Origin of the sequence: Citrobacter sp. Cpo100 (genome assembly GCF_030332595.1) — a bacterium.
GTDB classification, from domain to species: Bacteria; Pseudomonadota; Gammaproteobacteria; order Enterobacterales; family Enterobacteriaceae; genus Citrobacter; species Citrobacter portucalensis.
Map to the genome: position 1 here is coordinate 342,378 of NZ_JAOWHM010000023.1, position 12,440 is coordinate 354,817.

The following is a 12,440-nucleotide window of genomic DNA, read 5'->3' on the forward strand; positions in this document are numbered from 1 at the left end:
GCTATGCTGGGATTAAAACAGGTTCACCATATTGCCATTATTGCGACGGACTACGCGGCGAGTAAGGCATTTTACTGCGATGTGCTTGGCTTTACACTGATGAGCGAAGCCTATCGGGAAGAGAGAGACTCGTGGAAAAGCGATCTGGCATTGAACGGCCAGTATGTGATTGAGCTTTTTTCTTTCCCGTTTCCACCTTGCCGTCCGAGCCGACCGGAAGCCTGCGGTTTGCGTCATCTGGCGTTCAGCGTGGAGGATGTGGAAAAGTCGATCGCGCATCTGGAAGCACACCACGTGAAGTGTGAATCCATACGTATCGATCCATTTACCGGTAAACGCTTTACGTTTTTCAACGATCCGGACGGATTGCCCCTCGAACTGTACGAGCTGTAAGGCTTGTCATTGTGGCGTTAGCCCGGTAACGTGCCGGGCAATGCCATTGTAAGTAACCATCATGACGACACTCACGCTGAACACTTCACTGCTGAATTCTCAATCGATTTTGGTCGCCTTTAGCGGCGGGCTGGACTCAACCGTACTCCTGCATCAGCTGGTGCAGTGGCGAGCGCAGCATCCTGAGGTCGCTTTACGCGCAATCCATATTCATCACGGATTAAGCCCACATGCAGACAGTTGGGTGCAGCACTGTGAGTCAGTATGTATGCAGTGGCAGGTGCCGCTGGTGGTTGAGCGGGTACACCTTGAGGATGATGGTCTGGGCATCGAAGCTCAGGCACGACGCGCGCGCTATCAGGCATTTGCGCAGACCTTACTACCGGGCGAGGTGCTAATGACTGCCCAGCATCTCGATGACCAGTGTGAAACCTTTCTGCTGGCGCTTAAGCGCGGCAGCGGCCCTGCCGGACTTTCCGCCATGGGCGAAAACTCACCGTTCGCCGGAACCCAGCTGATTCGACCGCTGCTGGCGCAAACGCGAGAGGCGCTTGAAGCATGGGCGCAGCAGCATGAATTATGCTGGATTGAAGATGAAAGCAATCAGGATGATACCTACGATCGCAATTTTCTCAGATTGCGCGTTACCCCATTGCTGCAACAGCGCTGGCCGCACTTCGCGCAAGCCGTAGCCCGCAGCGCCGCGCTGTGTGCTGAGCAGGAGAGTTTACTGGATGAACTGCTGGCCAGCGATTTAGCCGATTGCATCACAGCCCATGGCACACTGCTACTGGTACCGTTAATGATGATGAGCGACGTGCGTCGTGCCGCGCTACTTCGTCGCTGGCTGGCGGGGTTAAATGCGCCGATGCCTTCTCGTGATGGACTGGAACGTATCTGGCAGGAAGTGGCGCTGGCGCGGGAAGATGCCTCACCCTGTTTTCGCCTCGGGGAGTACGAGGTCCGTCGTTATCAGTCACAGCTGTGGTGGGTGAAGTCAGTCGATGGGCAAAGCGAAACCGTTATCCCATGGTTAGAGTGGAAAACACCGTTGGCGCTGCCTGCCGGATTGGGTTCGGTTCAGTTAATTTCTGCGGGTGAATTGCGCATGCCGCAAGCGGATGAAGCTGTCAGCATTCGTTTCAAAGCACCAGGGTTATTGCATATTGTCGGGCGTAACGGTGGACGGAAATTAAAGAAAATCTGGCAGGAGCAGGGGATTCCACCCTGGCGACGAGATACCACACCGATGCTGTTTTACGGCGAAACGTTGATTGCGGCTGCGGGTGTTTTCGTGACGCGTGAGGGAGCGGCGGAAGATGAAGAAGGCGTGAGTCTGGTTTGGCGTGGAAAGTAGGCCGGATAAGGTGCTTTGCACCGTCATCCGGCACCAAAATAATCAGGATTCGCTGACCACCACGGTACCGATCTGCGGGTGGCTGAAGCTGGCAATTTTGTCGAGGCGAAGCTCCCGGGTTTCACCTGCGACATCTGCGACCAGATACTCCACGTTTTTGCGTGAAACCAGGTCGTTCGCTTTCGCCTGCAAAACTTCGCCATCTTTTAACGCCAGCGTCAGTAACAAATGGTGCTGGCAGGCGAGTTCAAGATTGTCGTAATCATCGCAATTGATGGGTTGATACGTTTCATTCATTGACATAATCGCTCACCAGTAAGTTCGCGGCAGCATAGGCCGCTTTTTCCCTAACCGACTCTGGAAGGGCGCTGTCTGCCGCCACTTCATTAAGCACCTTCAATACGCAACCCAGCGCATCCGGGATATACCCTAAGTCTCCGCTGGCGATTTCCGCGTACCGCTTGCGTATTAACTCACAATATTTTTCCACATGCCCTCCTGTCAGCACTCTGACTTAACCGTGGATGCAAGTCTAAGCCTACGAAGATAAACTCTGTTTAGCAAGGTGACTATACCATACTCATTCAAGCAATATCAGCGCCTTGATAGATGAGCAGTTAGCAGCCTTTTGCCGCAGTTTTCGCTACAATGTGCGCCTGATTCGAAAGGAGTTCTCCCATGGCGCTTAAAGCGACAATTTATAAAGCCGTCGTCAACGTAGCGGATCTTGACCGCAACCAGTTTCTTGACGCGGCCTTGACGCTGGCGCGTCACCCCTCTGAAACCCAGGAGCGCATGATGCTGCGCCTGCTGGCCTGGATTAAATATGCCGATGAACGGCTGCAGTTCACGCGTGGCCTGAGTGCGGAAGACGAGCCTGAAGCATGGCTGCGTAACGACCATCTGGGCATCGATCTTTGGATTGAGCTGGGTCTGCCGGATGAGCGCCGTATCAAGAAAGCCTGTACCCAGTCTGGTGAGGTTGCTCTGTTTGCCTACAACAGCCGTGCGGCTCAGATCTGGTGGCAGCAAAACCAGAACAAATGTGCGCAGTTTAAAAATCTCACCGTGTGGTATCTGGATGATGAACAGCTGGCGCAACTGAGTGATTTTGCTGGTCGTACAATGGCGCTGCAGGCGACTATTCAGGACGGCGCTATTTGGCTGTCCGACTCTCAGAACAATCTGGAAATTCATCTGACCGCGTGGCAGCCGCGTTCATGATTGTTCTCTCCCGAAACGTCTCTATCCCTGATAATGAGCTGGAAATCACGGCGATTCGGGCACAAGGCGCGGGTGGTCAGCACGTTAACAAGACCTCGACGGCTATCCATTTGCGCTTTGACATTCGGGCCTCGAGCCTGCCAGAGTATTACAAGGAACGCCTGCTGGCCGCCAGCCATCATCTGATTAGCGGCGATGGCATTATTATCATTAAGGCGCAGGAATACCGTAGCCAGGAGCTCAATCGGGAAGCGGCAATCTCCCGACTGGTGGCGGTGATAAAAGAATTAACCGCGGTGCAAAAAAGCCGACAGGCAACTCGCCCTACGCGCGCCTCGAAAGAGCGCAGGTTGTCATCGAAGGCGCAAAAATCCACAGTGAAAGCACTGCGCGGGAGAGTTCGTCGAACGCAAGACTGACGAGCGGGAATAAAAATTAATAAGGAATTGATAGTGAAAACAGCAATATTGTCCGTGGTCGCTGCATGCACGCTTTTTTCCTTGATCGGCTGTAATAACCGTACTGAAGTTGAAGTACTACAGCCGACGCGGGCGGCAGAATTAAAACCGATGCAGCAAAGCTGGCGTGGCATCTTACCTTGCGCGGACTGCGAAGGGATTGAAACCTCTCTGTTTCTGGAAAAAGACGGTACATGGGTGATGAACGAACGCTATCAGGGCGTGCGGGATGAACCGTCTTCATTTGCCTCTTATGGCACATGGGCGCGTACAGCCGACAAACTGGTGCTGACCGACAGCAAAGGTGAAAAATCGTACTACCGGGCTAAAGGCGAGGCGCTGGAAATGCTCGATCGTGAAGGTAACCCGATTGAGTCACAGTTTAACTACACGCTCCAGCCGGTTTCCGCCAGCTTACCGGTGACGCCAATGCCGATGCGAGGCATGTATTTCTATATGGCTGACGCGGCAATCTTTACCGACTGCGCAACGGGTAAACGGATGCCGGTGGCGAATAACGCTCAGCTTGAACGCGACTATTTAGCCGCTCGTGCGGAAAACGGACAGTCCGTACTGTTGACGCTTGAGGCGCATTTCACGCTGGAGTCAAACCCGGATACGGGTGAGAAAGTGAAAACGTTGATGGCGGATAAAGACGCGAAATTTATCCCTGGTAAAGCGTGTAATTAATCGATAGAAAAAAGGCCCTGATAATCAGGGCCTTTTTGTTGGTATTAGCCTTTAATGGCTTTGACCAGGAAGTCGACGATGTCGCCGGTTTTAATCAGCTCTTTCTCGCCGTTACGACGGTATTTGTATTCGATATCGTCGTTGTCGAGGTTACGGTCGCCCAGCACGATGGTGTGTGGGATACCGATCAGTTCCATATCGGCAAACATCACGCCCGGACGCTCTTTACGATCGTCCATCAGCACTTCGATACCCTGCGCGCGCAGCTCAGCGTACAGCTTTTCAGCCAACTCCTGCACACGGTAGGATTTGTGCATGTTCATCGGCAGAATGGCGACCTGGAACGGGGCAATGGCATCTGGCCATACGATGCCACGATCGTCAAAGTTCTGTTCAATAGCAGCAGCGACTACGCGAGTGACCCCGATACCGTAGCAGCCCATAGTCAGCGTCTGGTTACGGCCATCTTCGCCCTGAACAGCGGCTTTCATCGCTTCAGAGTACTTGGTACCCAACTGGAAGATGTGGCCGACTTCGATACCGCGTTTGATCATCAGCGTACCTTTGCCGTCCGGGCTAGGGTCGCCGGCGACCACGTTACGGATGTCAGCAACTTCCGGGGTGGCCACGTCGCGATCCCAGTTGATACCGAAATAGTGTTTACCGTCGATGTTGGCACCGGCAGCGAAATCGCTCATTACTGCAACGGTACGGTCGATAACCACCGGAATTGGCATATTCACCGGACCGAGCGAGCCAGGACCTGCTTTTACCAGCGCACGAATTTCTTCTTCGGTGGCAAAGGTCAGCGGGCTGGCAACCTGCGGCAGTTTTTCCGCTTTGACTTCGTTCAGCTCGTGATCGCCACGAACCAGCAGGGCGACCAGCGGGTAGCTGCTGCCTTCAACCGCTTTCACCAGCAGGGTTTTCACGGTTTTTTCGATAGGCAGGTTGAACTGCTCAACCAGTTCGGCGATGGTTTTAGCGTTCGGCGTATCTACCAACGTCATTTCCTGGGTTGCTGCCGCGCGCGGCTCTTTCGGCGCAACGGCTTCGGCAAATTCGATGTTCGCCGCATAGTCAGAGGAGTCGGAGAAGATCACATCGTCTTCGCCGCTCTGCGCCAGTACCTGGAATTCGTGAGAGGCGCTGCCGCCGATAGAACCGGTATCCGCTTGTACTGCACGGAAATCCAGCCCCATACGGCTGAAGATTTTGCTATACGCAGCGTACATCGCGTCGTAGGTTTCCTGCAGGGATTCCTGAGAGGTGTGGAAAGAGTATGCATCTTTCATCAGGAATTCGCGGGAGCGCATCACGCCGAAGCGCGGACGGACTTCGTCACGGAATTTGGTCTGAATCTGATAGAAGTTCAGCGGCAGCTGTTTGTAAGAGCTTAGCTCGTTACGGATCAGGTCGGTGATCACTTCTTCATGCGTTGGGCCGAGGACGAACGAACGATCGCCACGGTCAGCAATACGCAGCAGTTCCGGGCCGTATTGTTCCCAACGGCCGCTCTCTTCCCACAGTTCAGAAGGCTGAACGACCGGCATCAACACCTCGATCGCACCGGCGTTGTTCATCTCTTCACGCACGATGTTTTCGACTTTTTTCAGGACGCGCACGCCGGTCGGCAGCCAGGTATATAACCCGGAGGCCAGCTTGCGGATCATCCCGGCGCGCAGCATCAGCTGGTGGCTGATGACTTCGGCGTCGGCAGGTGTCTCCTTCAGAGTGGAGAGCAGATATTGGCTAGTACGCATGTTGTTACGGTTCCAGTTGAACGATCGAACAGGCTCAAAACGAGCCTGGCACAAAACAAAAGTGGTTTAGTTTACCAGCGAGAAAGGGATGTCAAAAGAGTACGCGACGCAAATTAGCGGGCTTCCAGAGCAAAGACCTCAAATCCTGACGGCGTGACGCGCCAGCGGACGTTAAAGTCCAGCAGCCAGACGGCGTAGGTTTTGCCTTCTTCCTCGTTTTTACGGTAGGCAGGACGCGGATCCTGCGCCAGCACTTCGGCAATAAACTGACGAAGATGTGGGTAACGTTGTTCGAGCTTCGGTAGCTGCTCCGCGAGATCTTCACTGAACGTCACGTCTACGCTGGCCTGGGGGGCATCCTGAGCATAGCTGGCGCGAGCATCGGGTAACGATTCGGCAAACGGCAGATACGGTTTTATATCTACGACTGGCGTGCCATCAACAAGATCCAGCCCACCGAGTTCGAGGATCACGTGCTCTTTATGGCAGCGGATGCCCCGTAGCTCAACCAACGACATGCCAACAGGGTTAGGACGAAACGTTGAACGCGTGGCAAAGACACCCATTCTGGCGTTGCCGCCAAGGCGGGGAGGGCGCACGGTCGGACGCCATCCACCTTCCATTGTCTGGTGAAAAACAAAAATCACCCACAAATGACTGAAGGCTTCCAGGCCGCGAACGGCATCGGCCTGGTTATAAGGTGCGAGCAAATGCAGTTCACCGCTGGCGCTTTTCACCAGACCGGGCTGGCGTGGAACGGCGAACTTTTCTTTATAAGGTGAGCGGATAACGCCTATTTGCTCGAACTGAAAATGGCTCATTTCGCCGAAATGTTCAGTGCAGAACCGATGCAAACCGCCTGACGATAGCAACCCGGCGTTCCGCTGGTCACTTCGCAACTGTGCAGCAATACCGCATTAGCTTTCATTTTTGATGCGTTAATCTGCATGCGTTTGCGTGCGGTTGGAATGCTCGGAGGGGAATCCTGGTTTGAAGCCTGGCAGGATTCACCGCTAACTTCGCCAAGATCGCGGAACGGTTTGCCTACTAAATCTTCAGCGTTAGTAATGATTCTTACCGGCGTAGCGCGCGGTGCTTTCGGTTTTTCCGGCTCCGCTTTCGGCGGGGTTGCGGTGCTTTGAACGGGTTCAACAGGGGATCTGCTTAACATAGAACAGCCGCTCAGCAAGAGTGCTACTAAACAGATCGGTAAAGCACGCATAATATTTCCTCAATGAATGATCTAAACGTCAGATATTGAATCAGGTGCTTGCATAAATGACAAGACGGGCAAGCGCCCGTCCTGATGATATTACAGATTCTGTAAACAGCCTAAAATTACCAGCCCTTAACAGCACCGCCGTTGAAGACTTTGTTTGCTGCTTCGTACACTTCGTCAGACTGGTATGCTTCAACGAATTTCTTCACGTTCTCAGCATCTTTATTGTCTTCACGAGTTACAATCAGGTTTACGTACGGGGAATCTTTATCTTCAACAAAGATACCGTCTTTTGCCGGAGTCAGGCCGATCTGGCTGGCGTAGGTGGTGTTGATGACCGCCAGTGCGATTTGTGCATCGTCCAGGGAACGCGGCAGCTGCGGTGCTTCCAGTTCAACCAGCTTCAGGTTTTTCGGGTTTTCAATCACGTCCAGCGCGGTCGGCAGCAAGCCAACACCGTCTTTCAGTTTGATTAAGCCCACTTTTTGCAGCAGCAGCAAGGAACGACCAAGGTTAGTCGGGTCGTTTGGAATCGCGACCTGGGAACCGCCCTGCAGCTCATCCAGTGATTTGATTTTTTTGGAGTAGCCCGCAATCGGGTAAACAAAAGTATTGCCTACAGCAACCAGCTTATAACCGCGATCTTTGATCTGCTGGTCCAGGTACGGTTTGTGCTGGAAGGCGTTAGCATCGATATCGCCTTTGCTCAGCGCTTCGTTAGGCAGAACGTAATCGTTAAACGTGACCAGCTCAACGTCCAGACCGTATTTTTCTTTTGCCACTTTCTGCGCGACTTCTGCAACCTGCTGCTCTGCGCCAACAATAACGCCCACTTTGATGTGATTAGGATCTTTTTCATCCTGACCGCAACCCACAAGTGCCAGAGAACCGATCAGGGCTCCAACTGCCGCAAAGGTTTTGAATTTGAACGCCATGCTTATTTCCTTTTCTTAATGAGTTTTTAGTGTTGTGTGCAACGTTATTTGTGCGTGACAGCCCGGACGATGCGATCGCCGGATAACTGAATTAAATAAACCAGAACGACGAGCAATACCAGTACTGTATTCATTACGGTAGCGTTGTAACCAATATAGCCGTACTGATAGCCAATCTGTCCAAGACCACCGGCACCGACGGCACCGCCCATCGCGGAGTAACCAACCAGCGTGATAAGGGTGATGGTGGCCGCATTGACCAGTCCTGGCAGTGCTTCTGGCAGTAATACCTTACGTACAATTTGCAGCGGCGTGGCGCCCATCGCACGAGAGGCTTCTATCAGCCCGGTCGGGATTTCGAGCAGCGCGTTTTCCACCATACGGGCGATAAACGGCGCGGCACCGACGGTCAGCGGAACGATAGCTGCCTGCAGTCCGATAGAGGTGCCTACGATCATGCGGGTGAACGGAATCATCCACACCAGTAAGATGATGAACGGGATGGAACGGAAAATGTTCACCAGCGCAGAGAGCGTACGGTAGAGCTTCGCGTTCTCAATAATTTGCCCCGGACGCGTTACGTACAGCAACACGCCGACCGGCAGACCAATCACAAAGCCAAAAAAACCGGACACAAAGGTCATTGCCAGCGTTTCCCATACGCCGCGAACCAGCAGCCACATCATCGGCTCAGACATAACCCAGTACCTCTACTTTTACATGGTGTTCCTGCAACCAGCTAATGGCTGCTTGTGTATCTTCCTGTGTGCCGTGCATTTCAGTCAGCATGATGCCGAACTTTACACCGCCGGCGTAATCCATCTGCGCGCTAATAATGTTGTTATTCACATTAAAGCGACGGGCCGTCTCAGAAAGTAGCGGTGCATCGACCGAATGACCGGTGAATTCCATACGCAGCATCGGCACGCTGTCGGCTTCCGGCTCCGCTTTTAAACGTTCCAGATAATCTTCCGGAATATCCAGGTGCAGCGTGGACTGGATAAATTTCTGTGCCAGCGGCGTTTTCGGGTGTGAGAACACTTCACTAACGGTGTCTTGCTCAATCAGTTCACCATTACTGATGACTGCCACGCAGTCACAAATACGTTTTACAACGTCCATCTCGTGAGTAATCAGCAGAATGGTGAGTCCCAGACGACGATTAATATCTTTCAATAATTCCAGAATCGAGCGTGTCGTTGCTGGATCGAGTGCGCTGGTGGCTTCATCGCACAGCAACACTTTGGGATTACTTGCCAGCGCACGGGCGATCGCCACACGCTGTTTTTGTCCACCGGAAAGGTTGGCCGGGTAGCTATCGTGCTTGTCTCCAAGACCAACCAAATCCAACAGTTCTGTTACGCGGCGTTTGACCTCTTCTTTTGGCGTGTTATCCAGTTCCAGCGGTAGTGCGACGTTACCGAACACCGTACGGGAAGAGAGCAGGTTAAAGTGCTGAAAAATCATGCCGATTTGACGGCGAGCTTTAGTCAGCTCCGACTCAGAAAGCGTGGTCAGCTCCTGACCGCCAACCTGAACACTGCCTTCGGTAGGGCGTTCGAGTAGGTTAACGCAGCGGATGAGCGTACTTTTACCGGCACCGGAGGCGCCAATAACGCCATAAATCTGCCCGGCAGGAACATGCAGGCTGACATTATTTAGCGCCTGAATGGTGCGAGTCCCCTGCTGGAACACTTTGGTGATATTCGAAAGTTTAATCATTGGTTATTTATTATCGTAATTAAGTTAGCCGTGGCATTTTCGTCTGTCAGGTACGGTCGAAGCCGTCAACAAGATGGATGTTAAGGCATCCAGACGTCTAAATCAATCGGGCTTTGCACGATGAGCACTTTCTTGCCCGCTGAAACATGCGATACTAGAGTCACATGCCTTATTCAGGAGCTATAAAAGGTGGCAAAGTCTGTACCCGCAATTTTTCTCGACCGTGACGGTACCATTAATGTGGACCACGGTTATGTACATGAGATCGACGAGTTTGAGTTTATCGACGGCGTTATTGATGCCATGCGTGAACTTAAGAAAATGGGTTACGCGCTTATTATCGTGACGAACCAGTCTGGTATCGCGCGTGGTAAATTTACTGAGGCGCAGTTTGAAACGTTGACCGAATGGATGGACTGGTCGCTGGCCGATCGCGACGTTGAGCTGGATGGTATCTACTACTGCCCGCATCACCCGCAGGGTACTGTAGAAGAGTATCGTCAGGTCTGCGACTGCCGTAAACCGCATCCTGGCATGTTTATCTCCGCCCGAGACTTCTTGCACATCGATATGGCTGCTTCTTATATGGTAGGCGATAAAATTGAAGATATGCAGGCGGCGGCAGCTGCGAATGTTGGCACGAAGGTATTGGTCCGCACGGGCAAACCCGTCACGCCGGAAGCAGAAAATGCGGCAGATTTGGTCATAAATAGTCTGGCAGACCTGCCAATGGCGATAAAAAAGCAGCAAAAGTAAGCGTTGTGGATAAAAGGTGAGCGGTTGAAACAAAAATGCATTTTTCCGCTTGTCTTCCTGAGTCGACTCCCTATAATGCGCCTCCATCGACACGGCGGATGTGAATCACTTCACACAAACAGCCGGTTCGGTTGAAGAGAAAAACCTGAAAATGAGGGTTGACTCTGAAAGAGGAAAGCGTAATATACGCCACCTCGCGACAGAGCGCTAAAGCGCGTCGCAACTGCTCTTTAACAATTTATCAGACAATCTGTGTGGGCACTCGAAGATACGGATTCTTAACGTCGCAAGACGAAAAATGAATACCAAGTCTCAACGAGTGAACACGTAATTCATTACGAAGTTTAATTCATTGAGCATCAAACTTTTAAATTGAAGAGTTTGATCATGGCTCAGATTGAACGCTGGCGGCAGGCCTAACACATGCAAGTCGAACGGTAGCACAGAGGAGCTTGCTCCTTGGGTGACGAGTGGCGGACGGGTGAGTAATGTCTGGGAAACTGCCCGATGGAGGGGGATAACTACTGGAAACGGTAGCTAATACCGCATAACGTCGCAAGACCAAAGAGGGGGACCTTCGGGCCTCTTGCCATCGGATGTGCCCAGATGGGATTAGCTAGTAGGTGGGGTAACGGCTCACCTAGGCGACGATCCCTAGCTGGTCTGAGAGGATGACCAGCCACACTGGAACTGAGACACGGTCCAGACTCCTACGGGAGGCAGCAGTGGGGAATATTGCACAATGGGCGCAAGCCTGATGCAGCCATGCCGCGTGTATGAAGAAGGCCTTCGGGTTGTAAAGTACTTTCAGCGAGGAGGAAGGTGTTGTGGTTAATAACCGCAGCAATTGACGTTACTCGCAGAAGAAGCACCGGCTAACTCCGTGCCAGCAGCCGCGGTAATACGGAGGGTGCAAGCGTTAATCGGAATTACTGGGCGTAAAGCGCACGCAGGCGGTCTGTCAAGTCGGATGTGAAATCCCCGGGCTCAACCTGGGAACTGCATCCGAAACTGGCAGGCTAGAGTCTTGTAGAGGGGGGTAGAATTCCAGGTGTAGCGGTGAAATGCGTAGAGATCTGGAGGAATACCGGTGGCGAAGGCGGCCCCCTGGACAAAGACTGACGCTCAGGTGCGAAAGCGTGGGGAGCAAACAGGATTAGATACCCTGGTAGTCCACGCCGTAAACGATGTCGACTTGGAGGTTGTGCCCTTGAGGCGTGGCTTCCGGAGCTAACGCGTTAAGTCGACCGCCTGGGGAGTACGGCCGCAAGGTTAAAACTCAAATGAATTGACGGGGGCCCGCACAAGCGGTGGAGCATGTGGTTTAATTCGATGCAACGCGAAGAACCTTACCTACTCTTGACATCCAGAGAACTTAGCAGAGATGCTTTGGTGCCTTCGGGAACTCTGAGACAGGTGCTGCATGGCTGTCGTCAGCTCGTGTTGTGAAATGTTGGGTTAAGTCCCGCAACGAGCGCAACCCTTATCCTTTGTTGCCAGCGGTTAGGCCGGGAACTCAAAGGAGACTGCCAGTGATAAACTGGAGGAAGGTGGGGATGACGTCAAGTCATCATGGCCCTTACGAGTAGGGCTACACACGTGCTACAATGGCATATACAAAGAGAAGCGACCTCGCGAGAGCAAGCGGACCTCATAAAGTATGTCGTAGTCCGGATTGGAGTCTGCAACTCGACTCCATGAAGTCGGAATCGCTAGTAATCGTGGATCAGAATGCCACGGTGAATACGTTCCCGGGCCTTGTACACACCGCCCGTCACACCATGGGAGTGGGTTGCAAAAGAAGTAGGTAGCTTAACCTTCGGGAGGGCGCTTACCACTTTGTGATTCATGACTGGGGTGAAGTCGTAACAAGGTAACCGTAGGGGAACCTGCGGTTGGATCACCTCCTTACCTTAAAGAACC

14 protein-coding genes and 1 rRNA gene are annotated in these 12,440 nt (G+C 52.8%); 7 read left to right on the top strand and 8 right to left on the bottom strand.

Features of this window, described 5'->3' with window-relative positions:
• The first annotated feature begins 3 nt into the window (after window positions 1-3).
• Both OGX96_RS02705 and tilS read left to right on the top strand, forming a co-directional pair.
• On the top strand, window positions 4-393 hold the full coding sequence (locus OGX96_RS02705; protein ID WP_286582184.1) for a VOC family protein: 390 nt from the start codon (window positions 4-6) through the stop codon (window positions 391-393).
• 61 nt (window positions 394-454) lie between these two features.
• Window positions 455-1,750, top strand: coding sequence for a tRNA lysidine(34) synthetase TilS (gene tilS, locus OGX96_RS02710; protein ID WP_286582186.1), 1,296 nt, complete (start codon window positions 455-457; stop codon window positions 1,748-1,750).
• A gap of 42 nt (window positions 1,751-1,792) precedes the next feature.
• Here tilS and rof read toward each other — a convergent pair whose 3' ends face one another.
• Window positions 1,793-2,053: a Rho-binding antiterminator gene (gene rof / locus OGX96_RS02715; RefSeq protein ID WP_003018503.1), complete on the bottom strand. Its 261-nt coding sequence runs from the start codon at window positions 2,051-2,053 to the stop codon at window positions 1,793-1,795.
• Complete coding sequence (locus OGX96_RS02720; RefSeq protein ID WP_003018499.1) at window positions 2,040-2,240, bottom strand: YaeP family protein; 201 nt, start codon at window positions 2,238-2,240, stop codon at window positions 2,040-2,042. The genes rof and OGX96_RS02720 overlap by 14 nt, the downstream gene beginning before the upstream one ends.
• A 188-nt stretch (window positions 2,241-2,428) precedes the next feature.
• On the opposite strand from OGX96_RS02720, the gene OGX96_RS02725 reads away from it, so the two are divergent.
• From OGX96_RS02725 to nlpE, 3 genes are read left to right on the top strand one after another with little or no spacing between them, the layout of a single operon-like run.
• A complete protein-coding gene (locus OGX96_RS02725; protein ID WP_003018497.1) occupies window positions 2,429-2,974 on the top strand; it encodes a YaeQ family protein in 546 nt (181 codons plus the stop codon).
• A complete protein-coding gene (gene arfB / locus OGX96_RS02730; RefSeq protein WP_032942412.1) occupies window positions 2,971-3,393 on the top strand; it encodes an alternative ribosome rescue aminoacyl-tRNA hydrolase ArfB in 423 nt (140 codons plus the stop codon). Before OGX96_RS02725 ends, arfB begins: the two co-directional genes overlap by 4 nt.
• Before the next feature lie 30 nt (window positions 3,394-3,423).
• The gene (gene nlpE / locus OGX96_RS02735; protein WP_085951559.1) at window positions 3,424-4,122 is read left to right on the top strand and encodes an envelope stress response activation lipoprotein NlpE; all 699 of its coding nucleotides are present in this window, start codon (window positions 3,424-3,426) and stop codon (window positions 4,120-4,122) included.
• 44 nt (window positions 4,123-4,166) lie between these two features.
• Here nlpE and proS read toward each other — a convergent pair whose 3' ends face one another.
• The 6 genes from proS to metN all read right to left on the bottom strand — a co-directional run bounded on the left by proS (window position 4,167) and on the right by metN (window position 9,761).
• Complete coding sequence (proS, locus tag OGX96_RS02740; protein ID WP_003829149.1) at window positions 4,167-5,885, bottom strand: proline--tRNA ligase; 1,719 nt, start codon at window positions 5,883-5,885, stop codon at window positions 4,167-4,169.
• A 113-nt stretch (window positions 5,886-5,998) separates the two neighbouring features.
• Window positions 5,999-6,706, bottom strand: coding sequence for a tRNA (N6-threonylcarbamoyladenosine(37)-N6)-methyltransferase TrmO (gene tsaA / locus OGX96_RS02745; protein WP_003829147.1), 708 nt, complete (start codon window positions 6,704-6,706; stop codon window positions 5,999-6,001).
• Complete coding sequence (gene rcsF, locus OGX96_RS02750; RefSeq protein ID WP_003018477.1) at window positions 6,703-7,107, bottom strand: envelope stress sensor lipoprotein RcsF; 405 nt, start codon at window positions 7,105-7,107, stop codon at window positions 6,703-6,705. The genes tsaA and rcsF overlap by 4 nt, the downstream gene beginning before the upstream one ends.
• Before the next feature lie 116 nt (window positions 7,108-7,223).
• Window positions 7,224-8,039 (bottom strand): methionine ABC transporter substrate-binding lipoprotein MetQ, encoded by an 816-nt coding sequence (gene metQ / locus OGX96_RS02755; RefSeq protein ID WP_286582189.1) that lies wholly within the window; start codon window positions 8,037-8,039, stop codon window positions 7,224-7,226.
• A gap of 44 nt (window positions 8,040-8,083) precedes the next feature.
• On the bottom strand, window positions 8,084-8,737 hold the full coding sequence (locus tag OGX96_RS02760; protein ID WP_003018471.1) for a methionine ABC transporter permease MetI: 654 nt from the start codon (window positions 8,735-8,737) through the stop codon (window positions 8,084-8,086).
• Complete coding sequence (gene metN / locus OGX96_RS02765) at window positions 8,730-9,761, bottom strand: methionine ABC transporter ATP-binding protein MetN (RefSeq protein ID WP_286582191.1); 1,032 nt, start codon at window positions 9,759-9,761, stop codon at window positions 8,730-8,732. Before metN ends, OGX96_RS02760 begins: the two co-directional genes overlap by 8 nt.
• Window positions 9,762-9,950: 189 nt before the next feature.
• On the opposite strand from metN, the gene gmhB reads away from it, so the two are divergent.
• Complete coding sequence (gene gmhB, locus OGX96_RS02770) at window positions 9,951-10,517, top strand: D-glycero-beta-D-manno-heptose 1,7-bisphosphate 7-phosphatase (RefSeq protein WP_003829138.1); 567 nt, start codon at window positions 9,951-9,953, stop codon at window positions 10,515-10,517.
• A 369-nt stretch (window positions 10,518-10,886) separates the two neighbouring features.
• Window positions 10,887-12,428: ribosomal RNA gene (locus OGX96_RS02775) — 16S ribosomal RNA — on the top strand.
• Window positions 12,429-12,440: the final 12 nt, after the last annotated feature.

Excerpts from the sequence above, each read along its gene's own strand:
- metN (WP_286582191.1), bottom strand. The coding sequence starts at position 9,761 with ATGATTAAACTTTCGAATATCACCAAAGTGTTCCAGCAGGGGACTCGC.
- metQ (WP_286582189.1), bottom strand. The coding sequence starts at position 8,039 with ATGGCGTTCAAATTCAAAACCTTTGCGGCAGTTGGAGCCCTGATCGGT.
- arfB (WP_032942412.1), top strand. The coding sequence starts at position 2,971 with ATGATTGTTCTCTCCCGAAACGTCTCTATCCCTGATAATGAGCTGGAA.
- tilS (WP_286582186.1), top strand. The coding sequence starts at position 455 with ATGACGACACTCACGCTGAACACTTCACTGCTGAATTCTCAATCGATT.
- rof (WP_003018503.1), bottom strand. The coding sequence starts at position 2,053 with ATGTCAATGAATGAAACGTATCAACCCATCAATTGCGATGATTACGAC.
- proS (WP_003829149.1), bottom strand. The coding sequence starts at position 5,885 with ATGCGTACTAGCCAATATCTGCTCTCCACTCTGAAGGAGACACCTGCC.
- tsaA (WP_003829147.1), bottom strand. The coding sequence starts at position 6,706 with ATGAGCCATTTTCAGTTCGAGCAAATAGGCGTTATCCGCTCACCTTAT.
- rcsF (WP_003018477.1), bottom strand. The coding sequence starts at position 7,107 with ATGCGTGCTTTACCGATCTGTTTAGTAGCACTCTTGCTGAGCGGCTGT.
- OGX96_RS02725 (WP_003018497.1), top strand. The coding sequence starts at position 2,429 with ATGGCGCTTAAAGCGACAATTTATAAAGCCGTCGTCAACGTAGCGGAT.
- OGX96_RS02760 (WP_003018471.1), bottom strand. The coding sequence starts at position 8,737 with ATGTCTGAGCCGATGATGTGGCTGCTGGTTCGCGGCGTATGGGAAACG.
- OGX96_RS02705 (WP_286582184.1), top strand. The coding sequence starts at position 4 with ATGCTGGGATTAAAACAGGTTCACCATATTGCCATTATTGCGACGGAC.